21 protein-coding genes and 1 other RNA gene are annotated in these 20,716 nt (G+C 63.7%); 12 read left to right on the top strand and 10 right to left on the bottom strand.

The window, feature by feature from the left end; translation table 11 throughout:
• Positions 1–21: 21 nt before the first annotated feature.
• Positions 22–1,125 (top strand): phosphoribosylformylglycinamidine cyclo-ligase, encoded by a 1,104-nt coding sequence (gene purM / locus IEX64_RS09695; protein WP_188819469.1) that lies wholly within the window; start codon positions 22–24, stop codon positions 1,123–1,125.
• A 22-nt stretch (positions 1,126–1,147) separates the two neighbouring features.
• On the opposite strand, the gene IEX64_RS09690 is transcribed toward purM, so the two are convergent.
• Positions 1,148–2,236, bottom strand: a complete 1,089-nt coding sequence (locus IEX64_RS09690) for an AI-2E family transporter (RefSeq protein ID WP_188819468.1) — start codon at positions 2,234–2,236, stop codon at positions 1,148–1,150.
• Between the two features lie 148 nt (positions 2,237–2,384).
• Here IEX64_RS09690 and purN point away from each other — a divergent pair, with 148 nt between their 5' ends.
• Entirely contained in the window at positions 2,385–3,332 is a 948-nt protein-coding gene (gene purN, locus IEX64_RS09685) for a phosphoribosylglycinamide formyltransferase (protein WP_188819467.1), read from the top strand.
• 23 nt (positions 3,333–3,355) lie between these two features.
• On the opposite strand, the gene IEX64_RS09680 is transcribed toward purN, so the two are convergent.
• The 5 genes from IEX64_RS09680 to IEX64_RS09660 all read right to left on the bottom strand — a co-directional run bounded on the left by IEX64_RS09680 (position 3,356) and on the right by IEX64_RS09660 (position 6,808).
• The gene (locus IEX64_RS09680; RefSeq protein ID WP_188819466.1) at positions 3,356–3,607 is read right to left on the bottom strand and encodes an HP1242/YdcH family protein; all 252 of its coding nucleotides are present in this window, start codon (positions 3,605–3,607) and stop codon (positions 3,356–3,358) included.
• Positions 3,608–3,702: 95 nt separating this feature from the next.
• Positions 3,703–3,948: a hypothetical protein gene (locus IEX64_RS09675; RefSeq protein WP_188819465.1), complete on the bottom strand. Its 246-nt coding sequence runs from the start codon at positions 3,946–3,948 to the stop codon at positions 3,703–3,705.
• 420 nt (positions 3,949–4,368) lie between these two features.
• A complete protein-coding gene (ndk, locus tag IEX64_RS09670; protein ID WP_188819464.1) occupies positions 4,369–4,791 on the bottom strand; it encodes a nucleoside-diphosphate kinase in 423 nt (140 codons plus the stop codon).
• A gap of 78 nt (positions 4,792–4,869) precedes the next feature.
• Positions 4,870–5,307, bottom strand: coding sequence for a DNA polymerase III subunit chi (locus tag IEX64_RS09665; RefSeq protein WP_188819463.1), 438 nt, complete (start codon positions 5,305–5,307; stop codon positions 4,870–4,872).
• Positions 5,308–5,344: 37 nt separating this feature from the next.
• Positions 5,345–6,808, bottom strand: coding sequence for a leucyl aminopeptidase (locus IEX64_RS09660; RefSeq protein WP_188819462.1), 1,464 nt, complete (start codon positions 6,806–6,808; stop codon positions 5,345–5,347).
• 95 nt (positions 6,809–6,903) lie between these two features.
• Between IEX64_RS09660 and IEX64_RS09655 the strand changes: the two genes are divergently transcribed.
• The 5 genes from IEX64_RS09655 to IEX64_RS09635 all read left to right on the top strand — a co-directional run bounded on the left by IEX64_RS09655 (position 6,904) and on the right by IEX64_RS09635 (position 13,608).
• Positions 6,904–9,213 carry an LPS-assembly protein LptD gene (locus IEX64_RS09655; protein WP_188819461.1) on the top strand — a complete coding sequence of 770 codons (2,310 nt, stop codon included), beginning with the start codon at positions 6,904–6,906 and terminating at the stop codon, positions 9,211–9,213.
• A 203-nt stretch (positions 9,214–9,416) separates the two neighbouring features.
• Complete coding sequence (locus IEX64_RS09650; RefSeq protein ID WP_188819460.1) at positions 9,417–10,775, top strand: peptidylprolyl isomerase; 1,359 nt, start codon at positions 9,417–9,419, stop codon at positions 10,773–10,775.
• A 20-nt stretch (positions 10,776–10,795) separates the two neighbouring features.
• Positions 10,796–11,803, top strand: a complete 1,008-nt coding sequence (gene pdxA, locus IEX64_RS09645) for a 4-hydroxythreonine-4-phosphate dehydrogenase PdxA (RefSeq protein WP_188819459.1) — start codon at positions 10,796–10,798, stop codon at positions 11,801–11,803.
• Between the two features lie 247 nt (positions 11,804–12,050).
• Positions 12,051–12,869 carry a 16S rRNA (adenine(1518)-N(6)/adenine(1519)-N(6))-dimethyltransferase RsmA gene (gene rsmA, locus IEX64_RS09640; RefSeq protein ID WP_188819458.1) on the top strand — a complete coding sequence of 273 codons (819 nt, stop codon included), beginning with the start codon at positions 12,051–12,053 and terminating at the stop codon, positions 12,867–12,869.
• Positions 12,870–13,008: 139 nt separating this feature from the next.
• Positions 13,009–13,608, top strand: a complete 600-nt coding sequence (locus IEX64_RS09635; protein ID WP_229710173.1) for a calcium-binding protein — start codon at positions 13,009–13,011, stop codon at positions 13,606–13,608.
• 61 nt (positions 13,609–13,669) lie between these two features.
• On the opposite strand, the gene IEX64_RS09630 is transcribed toward IEX64_RS09635, so the two are convergent.
• Positions 13,670–15,784 (bottom strand): malate synthase G, encoded by a 2,115-nt coding sequence (locus tag IEX64_RS09630; protein WP_188819457.1) that lies wholly within the window; start codon positions 15,782–15,784, stop codon positions 13,670–13,672.
• 267 nt (positions 15,785–16,051) lie between these two features.
• Here IEX64_RS09630 and IEX64_RS09625 point away from each other — a divergent pair, with 267 nt between their 5' ends.
• On the top strand, positions 16,052–16,327 hold the full coding sequence (locus tag IEX64_RS09625; RefSeq protein WP_188819456.1) for a hypothetical protein: 276 nt from the start codon (positions 16,052–16,054) through the stop codon (positions 16,325–16,327).
• Between the two features lie 196 nt (positions 16,328–16,523).
• Here IEX64_RS09625 and ssrA read toward each other — a convergent pair.
• Positions 16,524–16,882: a transfer-messenger RNA gene (ssrA, locus tag IEX64_RS09620) on the bottom strand.
• Positions 16,883–16,914: 32 nt separating this feature from the next.
• Complete coding sequence (gene mscL / locus IEX64_RS09615; RefSeq protein ID WP_188819455.1) at positions 16,915–17,358, bottom strand: large conductance mechanosensitive channel protein MscL; 444 nt, start codon at positions 17,356–17,358, stop codon at positions 16,915–16,917.
• A gap of 147 nt (positions 17,359–17,505) precedes the next feature.
• Between mscL and IEX64_RS09610 the strand changes: the two genes are divergently transcribed.
• From IEX64_RS09610 to IEX64_RS09595, 4 genes are read left to right on the top strand one after another with little or no spacing between them, the layout of a single operon-like run.
• A complete protein-coding gene (locus tag IEX64_RS09610; RefSeq protein ID WP_188819454.1) occupies positions 17,506–18,126 on the top strand; it encodes a LemA family protein in 621 nt (206 codons plus the stop codon).
• A 4-nt stretch (positions 18,127–18,130) separates the two neighbouring features.
• Positions 18,131–18,943 carry a TPM domain-containing protein gene (locus IEX64_RS09605; protein WP_188819453.1) on the top strand — a complete coding sequence of 271 codons (813 nt, stop codon included), beginning with the start codon at positions 18,131–18,133 and terminating at the stop codon, positions 18,941–18,943.
• 11 nt (positions 18,944–18,954) lie between these two features.
• Positions 18,955–19,638: a TPM domain-containing protein gene (locus tag IEX64_RS09600; RefSeq protein WP_188819452.1), complete on the top strand. Its 684-nt coding sequence runs from the start codon at positions 18,955–18,957 to the stop codon at positions 19,636–19,638.
• Positions 19,635–20,195, top strand: a complete 561-nt coding sequence (locus IEX64_RS09595; protein WP_229710172.1) for an NUDIX hydrolase — start codon at positions 19,635–19,637, stop codon at positions 20,193–20,195. The genes IEX64_RS09600 and IEX64_RS09595 overlap by 4 nt, the downstream gene beginning before the upstream one ends.
• Positions 20,196–20,505: 310 nt before the next feature.
• On the opposite strand, the gene IEX64_RS09590 is transcribed toward IEX64_RS09595, so the two are convergent.
• The coding region (locus IEX64_RS09590) for an NAD-binding protein (protein WP_188819451.1) at positions 20,506–20,716 on the bottom strand (211 nt) is incomplete at its 5' end.

The following is a 20,716-nucleotide window of genomic DNA, read 5'->3' as shown; positions in this document are numbered from 1 at the left end:
GTAAAGCGCTACGCGGCGCGAATGTCCGACGATAACTCTCCGAAGAGCTACAGCTACGAGCAGGCCGGCGTCTCGATTGCCGCCGGAAATGCGCTTGTCAAAGCCATCGCGCCGCTCGCGAAATCGACCGCCCGCCCGGGCGCTGACGCCGATCTGGGCGGCTTCGGAGGATTCTTCGACCCGCGCGCCGCAGGCTACAAGGACCCGCTGCTCGTCGCCGCGAACGACGGCGTGGGCACCAAGGTCAAGCTCGCTATCGACCATGACCGGCACGACCACATCGGCATCGACCTTGTCGCCATGTGTGTGAACGACCTGATCGTTCAGGGCGCGGAACCGCTGTTCTTCCTCGACTACTTTGCCACCGGCAAGCTGGAGAACGGCGTCGCCGAACGCGTCGTCGCTGGTATTGCCGAGGGCTGCAAGATGGCCGGCTGCGCGCTGATCGGCGGCGAGACAGCGGAAATGCCCGGCATGTATGCCGAGGGTGATTACGACCTCGCCGGCTTCTGCGTCGGCGCCGTGGAACGGGGCGAGCAGCTGACCGGTGACCGCGTGACGGCCGGTGACGTCCTGCTGGGTCTTGCTTCTTCAGGCGTGCATTCGAACGGTTATTCGCTGGTGCGTCGTCTGGCCGCCGACAAGGGCTGGAAGCTCGACCGCCCTGCCCTGTTCGATCAGGAAACGCTGCTGATCGACGCGCTGATCGCGCCCACGCGCATCTATGTGAAGAGCCTGCTGCCCTTCATTCGCGCGGGCCGCATTCATGCGCTGGCCCACATCACCGGCGGCGGACTGCTCGAAAACGTGCCGCGCGTGCTGCCCGATGGCCTGCATGCGCGCATCGATGCCGGCGCTTGGCCGCAGCCGCGGCTCATGGCGTTCCTGCAGGCGCAGGGGAACATCGAACCGGCAGAGATGGCCCGCACTTTCAACTGCGGCATCGGCATGGTTCTCGCGGTCAATGCTCACGATGCAGGGGCGCTTCAGGCCGAATTGCAGGCCGCCGGCGAGGAAGTCTTCGTGATCGGCGCCATCGAACCGGGCGACAAGGGCTGCACCGTGCAAGGCACTGCCGACGACTGGGCCGCACTGGCGCAGTGGGAAGCCACGCACATCGCGTAAGCGCGCTCACGCGCCGCCAGACTTACTCCCGGCCTTCGTTTTCCGGATGGTCCGGCAGCGGATGTTCAGGGATAGCGGGCACGCCCTCTTCGCCGAGCGTATCGCGCAGGTAGAACTCGCGCACGCCCACGAAGGCAACGACCAGCAGCGCGCCGGCGAAGAACACGCCATAGACGCCGAAGACTGCACCTACGCCGAGAATCGTGAACAACGTAAGCGCGGGCGGGATATGCACCACCTGCCGGTTGATCACCGGCGTGAGCATCCACGCCTCGATCACGCGGACGGCGAGATAGGCGACCACGGTCCGCCACAAAAGATCGCCGCCCGCCGCCGCGGCAAGCCCGATGGAAGGCAGCATGGCAATGGCGGGGCCGACATAGGGCACGAATTCGCTCAGGCCCCCAAGCAAGCCGAGCGCGGCCCATGAATCGAGCCCTGCCCACCACAGTGAGCCGCCTATGATCACGCTCATCAGCACCATGGAAATCAACTTGGCCTTGAGCCAAAGCCGCAGGGCCAGCGTGACCTTGTCGAGCGCACGGTCCATGGTCGCGCGCGCAGGCGGAGGAGTCAGCAGGATGATACCCCTACGGTAGGAACCCGGTCCGCCCGCAATGAACAGGGCGCCGACGATCACGATCACCAGATTTACGAGGAACTCTCCGGCCCCCGCGAAGAACTGGCCCAGCCGATCGGCAATCGTGCTGCCGCCGGCGGCGGCCTCGGCCGCTTGCACCACGGCCTTGCCTACCGGCGTTGTCGAAAGACCGTTCTCGACCGTGGCAAGCGTGCCCGGGAGGTTCCCCAGCATCCCGCCGATCTCGCTGCCGAACTGCACGGTTAGCAGATAGCCCATGGCGCCCAGCACCGAGAGCACCAGTGCGATCCCCAGCCCGAGCGCCAGATTCCAGTTACGGATGCCTGCCTTCTGCAGCATCCGCCCGGCGCTGCGGAACACGACCGCGCCCAGCACCGAGCCGAAGGCCAGCAAGAGCAGGTCCGACGCGCGCCATATGATCAGCAGCACGCCCATGACAAGGACGGTCCAGCCCAGCCGGCGCAAGTAGCGCAAGTCTTCGGGACCGGGCCTGAACGGGGCGCCGCTCATGCGGTCTGCACCCTGCGGTTGCCCGCGCGCGAGCGAACGCATAGGGGGGACGTGCCGGGGGTAACTGGCGGAATGTTGGACATAGCCGATAGCAACGATCCGCAGGCCGCTCTGTTCCTCTCGAACACATCGATACGGAAAGACGACAATGGCGCAGGCGCGTGCGAAAGTTGCGGTAATGATCTCGGGCAGCGGCACCAACATGGCCGCCCTGCTCTATGCCAGCCGCGCCGAGGACTGCCCGTACGAGATCGTTCTCGTTGCCGCCAACGATCCCGAGGCCAAGGGCCTGCGCCTGGCAGAGGCCGAAGGCGTTGCCACCTTCGCGCTTTCGCACAAGGGCATGAAGCGCGCCGAACACGACATGGCGATGGACGCGGCGATCCGTGAAAGCGGTGCCGTGTGGGTCGCCCTCGCCGGCTATATGCGCATTCTCACGCCCGAGTTCGTGAGGAAATGGGAAGGACGCATGGTCAACATCCACCCCTCGCTGCTGCCCAAGTACACCGGACTGCACACGCACGAGCGGGCCATAGAGGCCGGTGACAGCCACGGCGGCGTCACGGTCCATCTGGTGACGGCGGAACTCGACGAAGGCCCGATTCTCGGCCAGACACCCGTAGCGATCCTGCCAGGAGACAAGCCGGAAGATCTCGCTGCCCGCGTGCTGATTGCCGAACACCAGCTCTATTCGCGCTGCCTCGCCCGGCTCGTGACGCGCGAGACGTCCGCCGACTGGCTGCTTGAACAGGTCCGCGAACGTGCGATGGCGATGCCGGAGGCCGATGAGATCGTCAGCCACGGCATGCCCTGCTTCGGCATCGTGAAGGGCAAGAAGTTCGCCTATTTCACGTCGGACCATCACGGCGACGGCCGGATCGCACTGCTCGTGAAGATCAGCGGCGTGGACGAACAGACGATGCTGATCGAACAGGACGAAGAACGCTATTTCCGGCCGGCCTACTTCGGCGACGGCTGGATCGGCATTCGCCTCGATCTGGGTGACAACGACTGGGATTCGCTAGGCGACTGGATCATGCGCAGCTGGCGCAACGTCGCCCCCAGGAAACTGACAGCCCTGCTCGACGCGATGTGACGGGGCCGGAGCCCCGCCGGATATCACACCTGCGCGTGACGGGCTTCGCGCAGAACTTCGGCGATGCGGTCGAGCAACGAGAGACGTTCTTTCTTCAGCTCTTCGAGACGATCGTCCGAAGCGGCATCCAGTTCCGCCTCGATACGGGTGATCGCATGGTTCACTTCCGTGTAGCGCTCGGAAAGGGCCGCAAAATGGCCCTTGCCCTTCAGACGGTGCAGCAGTTCGACGTCTTCGGGGAATTCGGCGGCAAGATCGTGCGGTTTGTGCGACATGTAAGGTCCTTTCCCAGTGGGGATTGTTTGATTCCTGCCTAGCCCCGGAATGCGACAAGCGCGTTGCGCGAAATCAACCCTGCCGCGCTATTCGCTTATATTTCCGCGTAATCGACCAGGGGCCGGCTCTCTCGCGTACCGCGATAGAGCTTTTCCGGTTCCTGCGGATCGCCGGCGATCATCACGTGGTCTTCATACACCTCGACCAGCGTTCCAACGAAGGGAAAGCCTTCAAGGCTACCATTCACGCGAAAGCTGACCGTATCACCGACCTTGAAGGTCTTTTCATCGAAGTTGAATTCGAAGGGACATGCTTCCCCTTCCTCGCCCATATCCTGCATTTCAGCTCTCCTTTGCGGCCGAGTCTATCGCAGTGATACAGGCAGAATCAAATGCAAATCCGCCAGTGCGGAAGTCACCGTGCCCGCAAAGGCAAGCGGTCTTGCGAGGACTGAAACGCGAGCCTTCAGGGCGTTGCAGCCAGATTCGCTGCCGCTGGCCCGGGCGATACTGCCTCGCCCATGCGCGAGGCATGGGAGGTGGCAAAGGCCCCGAGAAAGGAAATCACGGCTGCAACAAGGATCGTCCTGCGAATCACGTTCAATTCCCCCGATCATGCAACTGGAACACCGGGACGTTCCCAAACAGCCCCCGGTACAGTCATGCCGAAGGGGAGCCTATGCAGGCCCGCGATTCGCGCAAAAGGAAAAGGCCACCGAAACCGGTGGCCTTGCCTATATTTAACAGGAATTAACCCTGCTTCAGCCGACAATTTCTTCCGGCTTGAAGAAGAACGCGATTTCGATCGCGGCATTTTCTTCGGAATCCGAACCATGAACCGAGTTCGCTTCGATCGATTCGGCAAAGGCCTTGCGGATGGTACCCTCGGCGGCATCGGCCGGATTGGTGGCGCCCATCACGTCGCGGTTGCGCTTCACGGCGTCTTCGCCCTCAAGGACCTGAACCACGACCGGGCCCGAGATCATGAACGAGACGAGATCACCGAAGAACGGACGTTCCTTGTGAACGGCATAGAAGCCCTCGGCCTGTTCCTTGCTCATCTGGATGCGCTTGGAAGCCACGACGCGCAGGCCGGCTTCTTCCAGCATCTTGGTGACGGCGCCGGTCAGGTTACGCTTGGTGGCGTCGGGCTTGATGATCGAGAAGGTGCGGGTAACCGCCATGGTTTGTTCCTTGCGAAATTGGGGTGTTATTGTCGCGCGCGCCCCTAGCCGGGATTGTGCCGCGCGGCAAGCGGTGCTTCAGCCGGCCTGAACCCAGCGCCCGCCTTCCTGCTTCCAGTAAAAATGCTCCACGCCTTCGCGGCTGCGGAGCATCCGCCAGGTGTCGCGGGCATGCTGCACGGTGGCATCGTCGAACAGGAAGAACGTCCGCTCGAAGGGGGTATCGCCTTCGCGCCAGCGACCATCGGCAATGGCCATGAACTTTGCGCCGTTGAGCGGCTCGGTCGCCTCGGACAGGAGGATCGGCTGGCGATCTTCCTGTCCCTCACCCACCATGCCGTTGGCGAGGAACGTGTCCTCGCCAAGCGACCACAACGCCTGACAGATGCGCTGGCGCTGCTGCGGGTCCTCGGCAACGACGAGCAGACGCTCGCCCACTTTCATCACGTTACGCGCGATAAGGGGAAGCGCCGCTTCGGCAGGATCGCGGCTGAGCTGGTAGAAATCCACGCGCATCAGCCGCGTCCCCTGCCCCTTGCTGGACTACCGGGTCTCAAGCCTCGGCCGTATCGCGCACGAAGCGGTCGAGCAGGCGCACGCCGAAGCCGGTCGCGCCCTTGTCCCAGGTCGCGCCCGGCTTGTCGGACCATACGGTGCCGGCAATGTCGAGGTGGGCCCAGGGGGTGTCGTTCTCGATAAAGCGCTTGAGGAACTGCGCCGCGGTGATCGAGCCGCCGAAGCGCGAACCGACGTTCTTCATGTCGGCAATCGCGCTGTCGAGCTGCTTGTCGTAGGCCGGGCCCATCGGGAAGCGCCACAGCAGATCGCCGGTCGCCTCGCCTGCTGCCGAGAGCGCGGCGGCGAGATCGTCGTTGTTCGAGAACAGGCCGGCATGTTCGTGCGCCAGAGCCGCGATGATCGCACCGGTCAGGGTCGCGAGATCGACGATCTTGGCCGGGCTATACTCGCGCTGCACCCAGGTGAGCGCATCGCACAGCACCAGACGGCCTTCGGCGTCGGTATTGATCACTTCGATGGTCTGGCCTGACAGCGAGGTCACCACATCGCCCGGCCGCTGGGCATTGCCATCGGGCATGTTCTCGACGAGGCCGCAGATGCCGACGACATTGGCCTTGGCCTTGCGCAGGGCAACCGTAAGCATGGCACCCGCAACGGCACCCGCACCGCCCATGTCCCACTTCATGTCTTCCATGCCGCCGGGCTGCTTGAGGCTGATACCGCCGGTATCGAAGGTAACGCCCTTGCCGACGAAGGCGATGGGCTTGTCGCCATCGCCGCCGCCGTTCCATTCCATCACCAGCAGGCGCGCCGGGCGGACCGAACCCTGTGCGACGCCGAGCAGCGAGCCCATGCCCAACTCGGCCATTTCCTTGTCATCGAGCACGCGCAGCTTGAGGCCGGCCGCTTCCATGCGCGGCTTGCAGCGTTCGACGAAGGTCTCGGGGTAGATCGTATTCGCCGGCTCGGTCACCAGTTCACGGGTGAGCGAGACACCGGCTGCGACCGCCTGCTCGACGCCCCACAGGGCCTCGGCACCCTCGGGCGCACCGACAACCGAGATTTCGGTCAGGCTCGGCTTCTTGTCGTCGCCCAGCTTGGTGCGATAGACATCGTGGCGCCAGGAACGCAGCACAGCACCCAACAGCGCGGCAACGGCTTCTTCCGCCGAGAGTCCGGCGCCCGTGACGTCCAGCGCCAGAGAAGTTTCACCCGAGGTCAGGTACTTGGCGACGACGGCAGCGCCGGCCTTCTCGATCGCGGCGCGGCGATCCTTGGCGTCCGCACCGCCGATCCCGGCCAGCGCCACGCGGATGACCTTGCCATCGCGCTCCACGAACCCTTCGAACATCTGCCCGGCCTTGCCGGAAAACCGGGCCATCTTGGCGGCCTCGGCCAGCACCGGCTCGAGATCGGCGGGCACGGCATCCTGATTTACGAGACGGGCAACGAGACGCGCTGGGGTAGCGGCCGACGCGTCAAGGAACTGGATCAGCATGAAATCTCCTGGAACTTTCCTGCGGGGCGCCCAACTTGTGCGCTTCACCGCATCACTGGATTGCAGTTAGGCACAGGCGATGCGATAGGCAAGCCATGCTCCCTGCGTCGCAGACCTCTCCGCAAGCTCCGGTTCACCGCTTGGGCCCCGCCATGCTGAGCGCGCTCGCCATTGGCGTTGCGGGCTGCGCGCTGCCGTCCGGCGCCTGGGCGCAGGACCTTGCGCGCCCTGTGGACGATACGCCGATCGAAGGCGAACCGCCTGCGCCCCCTCCGGCCACGGCCGAAGAAGAGCACATCGCGTTCGAAGCCGATACGGTCGAGTACGCGCAAGATGCCGAAACGGTCACGGCCAACGGCAACGTCGTGCTGCGCCGCGAGGACCAGTCGGTGCGCGCAGACAGTGTCATCTGGAATCGGCAGACGGGCAAAATCATCGCCGAGGGCGATGTCAGGCTGGTCGATCAGGACGGCAACCAGCTGTTCACAGACCGCGTCGAGCTGACCGATGAACTCAAGACCGGCATGATGGAAAACATGCTGCTGGTCATCCGCGAAGGCGGCAGGCTTGCAGCGCTCAAGGGCGAGCGGATCGCCAATGGCGACGTCATTCTGAGCCAGGCCGCCTATACCGGCTGCGATATCGTCGATACCGACGGCTGCCCCAAAAATCCAAGCTGGCGGATCATTGCAAAGCGCGTGATCTACAGCGATTCCCAAAAGCGCATCCGCTTCAAGAATGCGCGGCTGGAACTGTTCAGCGCCGTGCAGCTGCCGTTGCTGGGCCTGACCGTGAGCACCGACGGACACGCCGTATCCGGCTTCCTCATTCCGGACCTGCGCTCCAGCCCGTCGAACGGGATCGAACTGAGCCAGTCCTACTACTGGAAGATCGACGAGAACCGCGACCTCACTGCGGCCCTTTCGGCCTATACCAAGGCAGCGCCGATGGCCTCGGTTCAGTACCGCGCGCTGACCGAAAAGGGCGCCTACCAGATTACCGGCTATGCCACGGCCAGTAACAAGATCCCGATTTTCGGGTCCAACTCGATTACCACCAACGACAGCGTCAGCGCCTTTCGCGGGTACGTGTTCGCCAACGGCCGGTTCCAGTTCGATGAAAACTGGAGCGTCACCGCCTCGCTGCGCCGCGCGACCGACCGTACGTTCCTGCGCCGCTACGACATCACCCGCGACGACCGCCTGCGCTCGCTGGTAGAGGTCGAGCGGATCGATCAGGACAGCTACTTTTCGTTCGCCGGTTATGCCACGCAGACGATGCAGGCCGGCCGCGATCAGGGCCTGATTCCGGTCGCTTTTCCGGTGGTCGACTACCGCCATCGCTTCGATGACCCTGTGCTGGGCGGCAAGATCGAAACCCAGGTCAACACGCTGGGCATCTCGCGGCCCGATGGTCAGGATACCCAGCGCGCCTTTGCGAGCACCCAGTGGTCGCTGCGGCGGATCACCGGCATGGGCCAGGAAGTGACGCTGACCGCCCTGGCCCGCGGCGACGTCTACCATTCCGACGAGAACGCGGCGACCAGCACGGTGATCTATCGCGGCGATCCGGGCTGGCAGACGCGCGCCATCGGACTTGCGGCCGTGGATGTGAAATGGCCGCTTGTGGGCGAAGTCTTCGGCGGCACGCAGGTTCTGACGCCGCGCGTCCAGCTCGTCGCCAGCCCGACGATCCGCAACCTTGCCATTCCCAACGAGGATTCGCGTGCCATCGAACTGGCCAGCAGCAATCTCTTCTCGCTGAACCGCTTCCCCGGCTACGACCGCATCGAGGACGGCGTCCGCTTCACCTACGGCTTCGACTGGAAGTTCGAAGCCCCGCGCTGGCGGATCAAGACGACCATCGGCCAGTCGATCCGGCTCAACGACAAGCCGACGCTGCTGCCCGACGGCACCGGCCTTTCCGGCAAGGCATCCGATATCGTTGGCCGAACCGAAGTGCGCTACCGCGACTTCATCAACGTGATCCATCGCTTTCGCGTCGACAAGGACAGCCTCGCGATCCGCCGCAACGAGTTCGACGCGGTATTCGGCAATACCCGGACGTACCTCGAACTCGGCTACACCAAACTCAACCGCGACATCTCCCGCTCGATCGAGGATCTTCAGGACCGCGAGGAAGTGCGCGCCGCGGGCCGTTTCGCCTTCGCCAACTACTGGTCGCTGTTCGGCTCGGCGGTGGTCAACCTGACCGACCGGCAGGAAGACCCGATCTATGGCTCGGACGGTTTCCAGCCGCTGCGCACGCGCATCGGTGCCGCCTATGAGGACGACTGCCTGCAGATCGCCCTCACCTGGCGACGCGACTATCAGGCGACGGGCGACGCGCAAAAGGGCAACTCGTTCCAGATCCGCTTCAGCCTCAAGAACATCGGCCTGCGCTAATTGGCGCTCAACCGGGGATTGCTGCCGATCCGCAGCCCCGCGCCCGTTGGCAGGCCGGTCCAAAGCCGCTATCGGGAGCGCTCATTTTGGGTTAAGCCGCGGCGCGGCAAGAGCAGGCACGAATGCGGCAGGATTTTGCGCAAGATGTTTCCTGCCGATGAATATGTCCGGCGACGCCGGTCGAAAACGGGATTGTGATCACGGTGCAAGCAGTCATTAGCAACAGGTCCTTCAAGCGCGTATTGACGTCGATCGGGAGCCTGGCCGCACTGGCCGGCGTTCTCGCAGCACCTGCGGCCCTGGCCCAGAGCGCGCCGCAGGGCCAGATCGTCATTCCCGACGATGTGAAGATCTTCGGCAACGACAATCCCAACGTGCGCCGGGCGACCGCCGTGGTTAACGGCGACGTCATCACCGGCACCGACGTGGACCAGCGTCTCGCGCTGATCATTGCCGCCAACAAGGGCAAGGTCGAAGAGGACGAGATGAAGCGCCTGCGCCTGCAAGTGCTGCGCAACCTCATCGACGAAACCCTCCAGATTCAGGAAGCCAAGGCTTCCGACATCGAGGTTGCGCAAGCCGAAGTCGATCAGTCCTATGCCCGCGTCGCCGCGCAGAACTTCAACCAGAACACCAGTGCAATGGACGCCTATCTCAAGCGGATCGGTTCCTCGCCGGCTTCGCTCAAGCGCCAGATCCGCGGCGAACTGTCCTGGCGCCGCCTCATGCAGCGCAATATCGCGCCGTTCATCAACGTCTCGGAAGACGAAGTGAATGAGATCCTCGCGCGCCTCAAGGCCGCGAAGGGTACCGACGAATACAGGCTTGGCGAAATCTATCTGGCGGCAACGCCCGAGACCCGCCAGAAAGTCTACGAGAACGCATCGCAGATCGTCGACCAACTCCGTCAGGGCGGCAGCTTCGTGGCCTATGCCCGCCAGTATTCGCAGGCTTCGACGGCAGCGGTCGGCGGCGACCTGGGCTGGATCCGCCTTGCCCAGCTTCCGGGCGAACTCGCCTCGGTCGCGCGGGAGATGCAAACCGGCCAGCTGGTAGGTCCAATCGAGGTCCCAGGCGGCTTCGACATCCTCTACCTGATCGACAAGCGCCAGGTTCTCACTGCCGATCCGCGCGATGCGGTGCTGTCGCTCAAGCAGATTTCGCTGGCCTTTCCCAAGGGCATCTCCGAGGCGCAGGCCGGCCAGAAAGCCGAAGACTTTGCCAGCGCCATCAATACGGCCAAGGGCTGCGGCGACGTGGAACGCGTGGCCTCGCAGGTCGGCGCGCAGGTCGTGACCAACGATCAGGTCAAGGCGCGCGATCTGCCCGGACCGATCCAGAATTCGATCCTCAAGCTTTCGCCGGGCGAGACGCTCCCGCCGTTCGGTTCGCTCGAAGACGGGGTGCGCATCCTCATGCTGTGCGGCCGCGACGATCCGCAGGCCGACATTGGCCCGAGCTTCGAGCAGCTGCAGGCGCAGATGGAAGACGACCGCATCAACAAGCGCGCGCAGATGTACCTGCGCGACCTGCGGCGTGACGCGATCATCGAATACAACTGATCCGCGGCGGGGCACCTGACATGGTCATGGCGGCCCCGCTTGCCGTTTCGCTGGGCGATCCGGCCGGCATTGCTCCTGAACTGATCGCGGAAGCGTGGGCGCAGCGGGAAATCGCCGGGCTGGCGCCGTTCTTCGTGGTGGGCGGTGCCAGTGTTGTGACCGCTGCAGCACAGACGCGCGGGCTGTCCGTACCGATCATTCCCATAACCGCCCCCGATGAGGCATCCGCTGCGTTTTCCTCAGGTCTGCCGGTACTGGGAGACCGGGACTGCACGCCCTCTTTCGGCACGCCGGACCGAAACGGTGCGGAACTCACGCTGCATTCGCTCACACTAGCAGCCGCTCTGGCCCTGGCGGGAGACGCGGGCGCAATCGTCACCGGCCCTATCGCCAAGTCCAGACTGGCGACCGTCGGCTTCACCCAGCCCGGCCAGACCGAGTTCGTCGCCGACGCTTGCGGGCTGCCGCACGAAGATGCCGTGATGATGCTGGCTGGTCCTTCGCTGCGCACCGTACCTCTGACGGTCCACGAACCGCTAAGCGCCGTGCCCGGCTTGATCACGCGTGATCTGATCGAGCACAAGGCGCGGATCGTGGCCAGCGCCCTTGCCCGCGATTTCGGTTTGTCAAAGCCGCGCCTGGCCGTGACCGGCCTCAACCCGCACGCGGGCGAGGACGGGCGCATGGGGCGCGAGGACAGCGACATCATAGCCCCCGCCATTGCCGCACTGCAGGCCCAAGGCATTGCTGCGACAGGCCCGCATCCGGCCGATGCGCTCTTCGCCGCTCACGAACGCGACCGCTACGATGTGGCGCTTTGCATGTATCACGATCAGGCGCTTATCCCGATCAAGACGCTCGATTTCGATCAGGGCGTCAATGTCACGCTGGGCCTGCCCATCGTGCGCACCTCTCCCGATCACGGCACCGCCTTCCCCATTGCCGGCAAGAACGTCGCCAGCCCCGGTGCGATGATTGCCGCGATCCGCATGGCGGGTGAATGTGCAGCGAGGCGGACGGCAGCGTGAAAGTCTATATGGTTCACGCGGAGGCGCGGAGACGCGGAGAAGGTAAGGTGGAAGGAGGATCGCGCAAAGGCGCAAAGGCGCAAAGACGTCACGCCGCGCCGCAGGCGCTTTTCATATCTCGACGCGGAGTAAAGCGCAGGCCCGTGAAAGCAAAGCGGCTTCGCCGCGAAGGCCAGCCCTTTGCGCCTTTGCACCCTTGCGCGATCCGATTCTGCTTCGCGCCTCCGCGCCTCCGCGTGAACTCTTTATGACCACCCTGCCCCCCTTGCGCGAAGTCATCGCCAGGCACGGCCTTTCCGCCAGCAAGGCGCTGGGCCAGAACTTCCTGTTCGACGAGCAACTGCTCGACCGGATCGCCGCCATCCCCGGCTCGCTCGAGGGTGAGCACGTACTCGAAGTCGGCCCCGGCCCCGGCGGGCTGACCCGCGCGCTGCTGCGCGCAGGCGCCAAGGTTACAGCCATCGAGATGGACCGGCGCTGCCTGCCCGCGCTTGCCGAAGTGGAAGAAGCCTTTCCCGGCCAGCTCAAGGTGATCGAGGGCGATGCGATGAAGATCGCGCCCGCTACCCTGTTCAACGGGCCCTATCACATCGTCGCCAATCTGCCGTACAACGTAGGCACCGCGCTGTTCACCGGCTGGCTTTCGGGTGAGGACTGGCCGCCGCAGTGGCGCTCGCTCACGCTGATGTTCCAGGAGGAAGTGGCCCGCCGCATCGTCGCGACGGCGAATATTTCCGCCTATGGCCGCCTTGCCGTGCTCGCGCAGTGGCGTTCGCAGGCCCGGCTCGCGATGAAGGTGCACCGCAGCGCCTTTACCCCACCGCCCAAGGTCATGTCCGCCGTGGTCCATGTCGTGCCCGGTGCAGCGCCCGAAGGCGTATCCATGCGCGTCCTCGAACGCGTGACCGAAGCCGCCTTTGGCCAGCGCCGGAAGATGCTGCGGCAGAGCCTGAAAGGCGTGCCCGGTGCGCTGAACGCGCTGGAAAGCCTCGGCATCGATCCGCAACGGCGCGCCGAGACGCTGAGCGTCGGGGAATTCGTGACGATAGCCCGCGCGCTGTCCTGATTGCTCGCTGCGCGCAATCCTCCCCTAGGTACTTTCGCTTCATTTTCGATGTGTCCGGTTTTCCGGATTCTCCCGCGCTTCGATAGGCTCGCCGTGGTCCGGCCGCTTCCGGTCGACGACGTCATGTGGGAGTATTGCCATGGCCTATCCAGATGCTGGAACCTGCCCGCCGGGCATGGTGTGCATTCCGGAGATACCCACGGACCCTTACCCGGAAAGCCGCTTCATCGGCTCGGACAACGACGATACCGTCAACATGGGGGGCGGTGCCGACGTTGCCCACGGCCGGGGCGGTAACGACGCAATCAAGGGCGGCGCAAACGCGGATCGGCTCTATGGAGAGGACGGCGACGACATCCTCCTGGGTCAGGGCTCAAACGACAAGCTGGTCGGCGGCAGCGGCGATGACACACTCGATGGCGGCGGTCAGGACGACCGCATCTATGGCGGTGACGGCAGCGACACGATCATCGGCGGCGACGGCAACGATGTACTCTATGGAGACAATCCGGCGGATGCCGATGACGCGGAAGGCTGGGCCGACACCTTCGTCTTCGATGACGACGATGGTCAGGACAAGGTCTTCGATTTCGAATCCGGTCTGGACAGAATTCTGCTGACGAGCGGGGGCACCTACACGCTCGCCTACGATGGCGATCACAGCACGTTGCGATACGGCGGCTCGACCGTGAAGTTCTACGACGAAATCGTGAGTTCGTCGGACATCCTGTTCGTCTAGGAAAACTCGAAGGAGACCGGACGCTCCCTCTATGAAGAGCGCCCGGTTCCTTTCGTCAGGCTCAGGCGTCGACCAGAGATGCCTTCTTCTTTCGGCGCCAGGCGTGGAGCAGCGGTTCGGTGTAACCGCTGGGCTGTTCGGCGCCCTTGAACACCAGATCGCAAGCCGCCTTGAAGGCATAGCTGGTGTCCCAGTTACCCTCCATCGGCTCATAGAGCGGATCGCCGGCGTTCTGGGCATCGACCTTGGCGGCCATGCGTTTGAGCGAATCCATGACCTGCTCGGTCGTGCAGACGCCGTGGAGCAGCCAGTTGGCCATGTGCTGGCTGGAGATACGCAGCGTGGCGCGGTCTTCCATCAGGCCCACGTCGTTGATGTCGGGCACCTTGGAGCAGCCGACGCCCTGATCGATCCAGCGCACGACATAGCCGAGCAGACCCTGCGCGTTGTTGTCGAGTTCCTCGCGCACTTCAGCTTCGGACCAGTTCGTCCCGTCCGCCAGCGGCACGGTGAGGAGCAGGTCGACGCCCGGCACCGGCTCTGCGGCGATTTCGTCGCGCAGGCCGAAAACATCGACCTGGTGGTAGTGCGTGGCATGCAGCGTCGCGGCCGTGGGCGACGGCACCCATGCGGTGTTTGCCCCGGTCTTGGGATGGCCGATCTTCTGCACCATCATGTCGCCCATCTTGTCGGGCGCGGCCCACATGCCCTTGCCGATCTGCGCCTTGCCCGAGAGGCCGTGCTGCAGCCCGATAGCGACATTGCGCTTCTCGTAGGCGGCGATCCAGGTCGAGCCCTTGATGTCGCCCTTGCGCATCATCGGGCCGGCGCGCATCGAGGTGTGGATCTCATCCCCGGTGCGGTCGAGGAAGCCGGTGTTGATGAAGACGATGCGATCCTTCACCGCCGCGATGCAGGCACCCAGGTTGGCGGAGGTGCGGCGCTCCTCATCCATCACACCGACCTTGATGGTGTTGCGCGGCAGTTGCAGCAAATCCTCAACGGCGTCGAACAAGTCGTTGGTAAAGGCACATTCTTCCGGGCCGTGCATCTTCGGCTTGACGATGTAGATGCTGCCCTCGCGGCTGTTGCCGTACCTGGTCAGGCCTTTCACGTCCTGCGTCGAAATGGCGCTGGTGATCACGGCGTCCATGATGCCCTCGGGAATCTCGCTGCCATCGGCCAGCAGGATCGCCGGGTTGGTCATCAAGTGCCCGACATTGCGCACGAACAGCAGGCTGCGGCCCGGCAGGCTGAGCGTGCTGCCACCCGCCAGCGTTACCGTCTTGTCGCCAGCTAGCGCGCGGGTCATCGTCTGGCCGCCCTTCTCGAAGGTGTCGGTCAGGTCGCCGCGGATCACGCCCAGCCAGTTGGCATAGGCCAGTGTCTTGTCCTCGGCGTCGACGGCGGCGATCGAGTCTTCCAGATCGACGATGGTGGTGATCGCCGCTTCCAGATTGATGTCGGCGATGCCCGCCTTGTCGGTGCTGCCGACCTGGCTGGAGGGATCGACCACGACTTCGATGTGGAGCCCGTTCGACTTGAACAGCCGGCCCTTTTCGGTGGTGCCCACAAACTGCGAAGGATCGGCCAGCGTCACCTCGGCGCTCTCGACGTCGGCCCAGCTGCCGGAAGCCAGCGGCAAAGCCTGATCGAGGAACTTGCGCCCTTCGGCGATAACCGCTGCGCCGCGGATCGGATCGTAGCCCTTGCCTTGTGCCGGTGCAGCGTCAAGCGCGTCGGTGCCGTAATAGGCATCGTAAAGGCTGCCCCAGCGCGCATTGGCCGCGTTGAGCAGGAAGCGGGCGTTGAGCACAGGCACCACGAGCTGCGGGCCGGCCATCGTCGCGATCTCGGCATCGACGTTCTGCGTGGAGATCGTGAAGGCATCGGGCTCGGGCACCAGATAGCCGATGTCCTTCAGGAACGCCTGATATTCGCCCTGATCGATAGGCTTGCTCGCATACTCCAGATGCCAGGAGTCGATCTTCGCCTGCAGATTGTCGCGCTTGTCCAGCAGAGCGCGGTTCTTCGGGGCGAAGTCATTCACCACCGCCGCAAAGCCGCTCCAGAAGACCCCGGCCTCCTGCCCGATGGGCGGCAGAACCTGCTCCTCCACGAACTTTGCCAGACCGGCATCAACCTGAAGGCCCGAACGTTCAACCCTGTCAGTCATCTTTCCTCGCACTTTTCCGGACGCGTACACCCGATAATGGCGCACGACGCACTTACGATAACCAAAACTGCCCTGGGGAAGGAATGGCTGCCCTATGACGCATGCCCGCGCGATTGGCAACAGCAGGTTCGCGGCGAGCTGTGTAGCCCAAGCTTACATCATGCGTCGGAATGACTTACACTGCCTGAAACGTTAAGCATCCAAATCGGCGGGAACGCTGGGTTGGCATGGACGTTGCTAGGTGCAGGTCACGATAAGAGGATGAGAATGCTTCGAAAAATCGGTCGCCTGTTTACGATCAAGACCCACTGGGAAGCGTACATGATCATTTACGCTCTCGCTCTGGGCGCCATAGAGCGTGGCAGCGTCTATCTGACGCGATTCCCCGGCTGGGGTGGCAAGCTGCTGTTTTTGGCCTGTACGGGCGCCGTGTTCATGGCCGGCGCCAAGATCCTCGATTGCATCAAGTACGAGAAAGCCGCGAAACAACAGGCTCTGGCGGTCACCGCCGATTCAGAGGCAGATCGCAAAGAAGCGGCCTGAGTTTCATTCGTCATCCCAGCGCAGGCTGGTATCGTTGCCGGCATTGCAGAACCTCGGCAGATTGCCCTCGAGATTTTCCGGCAAACGAGAGCGATCCCAGCTTTCGCTGCGATGACGGTTTGTCCCCGCGAGCCATGCTACAATATCGATGATGCGAAGTGGGGTGATTCTGTTGCCAGGCTCACCCCGGGCCCCTGGAATCCGCTTCTGTTGCCCGGTGGGTCCAACCGCGCTTTAGCTTTGTAACTTCAGGGCGTTAGCCCCTAGAATTACGCAGCGAGAGCGAGTGCTTCGTTGTCGTTGGCACTTATGAGTTTTGAGCCTTGAACGGGTTACTCAGCCCGGACGAAAACAACGCTTTTCAACACACGTCGATCCTAGTTCGGCCCCGTCATCACCCCTGCGACAACAGGGCGTTCCATGCGGAACGGGTGATGGTGGAGCCGCCGGGTACCGCCCCCGGGTCCGCTGCGCCTATTGCACGTCGCAATTTATCGTCATAGCCGGCGAACCGGCACTGTCCCATATAGGCGATCGTGCCTGAATGTGAAGTGAGCGCGCTTCAAGAAACACGCTCCCCCGGCAAATCAGCCCCGCTTCTTCAATTCGTCGCGGATTTCCGTGAGCAGATCGATCTCGCTCGGGCCCGCAGGCGCAGGTGCGGCTTCTTCCTGCTTCTTTTCAAAGCGTTCCATCATGCGATTGAAGTAGCGCACCATCAGGAAGACGATGAAGGCCAGAATCAGGAAATTGATGACCGCCGTGATGAATGAGCCGTATCCGATCATCGCTGCCCCCGCTTCCTTGAGCGCCGCGTAGTCGTCCGTCGGGCCGGTATAGCCGTCGGGCAGGCTGAGCAGGATGAAGTTGTTCGAAAAGTCCGACCCGCCGAAGATCGCGCCAGCTACGGGCATGATCACTTCATCGGTCAGCGATTTGACAATAGCACCGAAAGCCGCGCCAATGATCACACCGACTGCAAGGTCCATGACATTGCCCTTGGCGATGAATTTCTTGAATTCCTGAAGCATCCGGCTCTCCTGCGTGCGCCCGTTAGAAACAGCTAATTCAATGCAAGGCACCCTGAAAAAGGGCAAGTCCTTGAACCGACACTGTACACCGCTACATTGACGGTCGGAGGGTCGCCGGATGCGACCGGTGAGAAGTAGGAAAACAGCATGTCAGCTTCGAACACGTCGCGCGGTCTCGTTTCGCGCCTCGGCCGTTTTGCGCTCGTGACGCTTGCGGCGATGAGCCTTACCGCTTGCGGTTTCAATTCCGTCCCCACCAAGCAGGAGGCCGCCAAGGCCAAGTGGGCCGACGTGGAGGCCGCATTCCAGGAACGCGCCAACCTCGTTCCAAACCTCGCCGCCGTCGCCAAGGGCGCAGCCGAGCAGGAAAAGGAAATCCTGACCGGCGTCATCGAAGCGCGTGCCAAGGCCACTTCGATCCAGATCACCGGTGACGACCTCAACGACCCCGCAAAGATGGAGCAGTTCGCCGCCGCGCAGGGCCAGCTTTCGCAGGGCCTGGGCCGTCTGATGGCCAGCTTCGAGGCCTATCCCGACCTCAAGTCGATCACCAATTACCAGATGCTGCAAAGCCAGCTCGAAGGGCAGGAAAACCGCATCCGCATTTCCATTCGCGACTACAATGCGGCCGTGCAGGACTACAACACCGAGGTCCGCACTTTCCCGACGATGATTGGCGCGCGCCTGCGCGGGGCCGAAACGCTGGTTCCCTACAAGGCAGTGACGCCGGGCGCGGAAGTCGCGCCGAGCCTCGAAGGCAAGATGTAATCCGGTGAGCCGTTTCCGGACCCTGATTGCATCGCTCCTGCTGGCCCTGTGCTCCCTGCTTGCAGGGGCACCGGCGGCATGGGCGGCGCCTGAATTTCCCAAGTTGACCGGCCGCGTCGTGGATGCGGCCAATATCATTCCCGATGCCGAGGAAGCCCGGCTGAAACAGAAGCTGGCAGCGCTCGAGCAGCAGTCCAACCGTCAGCTCGTGGTGGCAACAGTGCCCAGCCTGCAGGGATACGAGATTTCCGACTACGGCTACCAGCTCGGTCGCAAGTGGGGCATTGGGCAAAAAGGCGAGGACAATGGCGCCCTGCTGATCGTCGCGCCCAATGAGCGCAAGGTCCGCATCGAGGCCGGCTATGGGCTCGAACCGATCCTGACCGACGGCATGAGCTTCCTGATCATCAACAAGGAAATCCTGCCGCGCTTCAAGAAGGGCGACATGGCCGGCGGCATCGAGGCCGGTGCCAACGCCATCATCCAGCAACTCATGCTGCCCCCCGAAGAGGCGCAGAAGATCGCCGCGCAGGCCGACGATCAACGTCAGAGTGGCGGCGGTATCTCGCTCGGCACCGTCGTCTTCATCCTTATCATCCTGTTCTTCGTGGTCATGCCGATGATCAACGAGGCCCGCTCGGGTGGCCGGCGGCGTCGCTATGGCGCCGGACCGATCATCTGGATGCCCGGCGGCTTCGGCGGCAACGACGATCACTGGGGCGGCGGAGGCGGGTTTGGTGGCGGTGGTTTCGGCGGTGGCGGTTTCTCGGGCGGCGGCGGCAGCTTCGGCGGCGGCGGCGCGAGCGGCAGCTGGTAGAGGAGACGAGAATGCCCTCCCCCTCCTATCTTTCGCAGGAAGACCACGCGCGCATCAGCGAGGCCGTGGCCAAGGCCGAGCTGCAAAGCGCCGGCGAGATCGTGACGATCCTCGCCGACCGCTCGGACGGCTACACCGACATCCAGCTTGTCTGGTCGGCGGCGGCCTCGCTGCTTGTGCTGTGCGCACTGGTCGTGGCACCCGCGTTCTACATGGGCCTCTACGACCAGTTCTTCGCCGGCTGGGGCCACGAATGGACGCCGCGTGCGATCCTGTCGCTGGGCGCCGGGCTGGTCGCGCTCAAGTTCGGCGCGGTCTTCCTGCTGCAGTTCTGGCAGCCGCTCAAGTTCTGGCTGATCCCACCGCCGGTTAAGACGGCACGCGTGCATGACCGCGCTATCCGTGCTTTCAAGATCGGCGCCGAACGCCGCACCGTCGGACGCACCGGTGTGCTGATCTATCTCTCGATGCGCGAACACCGCGCGGAAATCGTTGCCGACGAGGCCATCGCCACCAAGGTCGAGCCCGAAGTCTGGGGCGACGCCATGGCGGCAATGCTCACCCATGTTCGCGAAGGCCGCGTTGCCGAGGGCATGTCCGCCGCCGTCGAGAAGGTCGGCGCGATCATCGCCCCGCATTTCCCGCGCGCCGACGACGATGTGAACGAACTTCCCGACAGACTCATCGAGGTATGACAACCGAAATGCCGCAGGCCGATCACTACGATTCCGACAAGCCCGAAGAGGTGATGTGGGAAGGCCGCTTCATCACCGCCAAGAAACGCGGGCGGTGGGAATACGTCGGCCGCGCGCGCGGCATCCATGCCGCCGTGATCCTTGCGGTCGATGCGGACAATAACGTCATTCTCGTCGACCAGTACCGTGTTCCGCTGGGCAAGCGCTGCATCGAACTGCCCGCCGGTCTGGTTGGCGACCACGATGATACCGCCGGCGAAGACGCGAGCGTTGCCGCGACCCGCGAACTGGAAGAAGAAACCGGCTACCACGCAGGCCGGATGGAAAAGATCGGGCAGTTCTATTCTTCCCCCGGCATGGTCAGCGAGAGCTTCACCCTGTTCCAGGCCCACGACCTGACCAAGGTCGGAGACGGTGGCGGTGTCGACAGCGAGGAGATCGTCGTCCACCGCGTGCCGCTTGAAAGCATCGAGGACCACATCGCAAAGTGGCGCAGCGAGGGCTATGCCATCGACGTGAAGATGCTCATGCTGATGGGCGCGAAGCTGATGGGCTGACATGCGCACCCGACCCGGCATCTGCCGACGAAAAGCCCGGTACGCGAGCGAGAAGGCCGCGCAGGAAGTCGCCGCCAAAGCGCCCTTCCCGCTTCGCCCCTATCGCTGCGAGCTATGCCGGAACTGGCATCTGACCAGTCGCACCAAAGGAATGAAACTGCCAGGTTTCGAGATCGAGCGGCGGCGAGCAACCAAAGACAGTACGCAAGCCTAACCGTTCGTGTCGAGCGAAGTCGAGACACGCTAGCACGGGATCAACGTGTCTCGACTTCGCTCGACACGAGCGGGCTTATTGTGATCTGAGACGCCCTCAAAGCGTCGTGAAGATCGCGCCGAAGTCCTTGCCGCCATTGCCCGCTTCGACGAAGGCCTTGTAGATTTCTAGCGCGTGTTCGCCCATCGGCACGGTCGCGCCGCTGTCCTCGGCTCCGGCGATGGCGAGCCCGAGGTCCTTAAGCATCAGGGCCGAGGCGAAGCCGCCCTGGTAGTCGTAGTCCGCCGGGCTGGTCGCGCCGACGCCC

It is taken from the genome of Novosphingobium indicum (assembly GCF_014645195.1).
In the GTDB taxonomy this organism is placed as follows: Bacteria; Pseudomonadota; Alphaproteobacteria; order Sphingomonadales; family Sphingomonadaceae; genus Novosphingobium; species Novosphingobium indicum.
The sequence above is the reverse complement of the archived record's forward strand: the minus strand, read 5'-3'. Positions and strand labels throughout refer to the sequence as shown.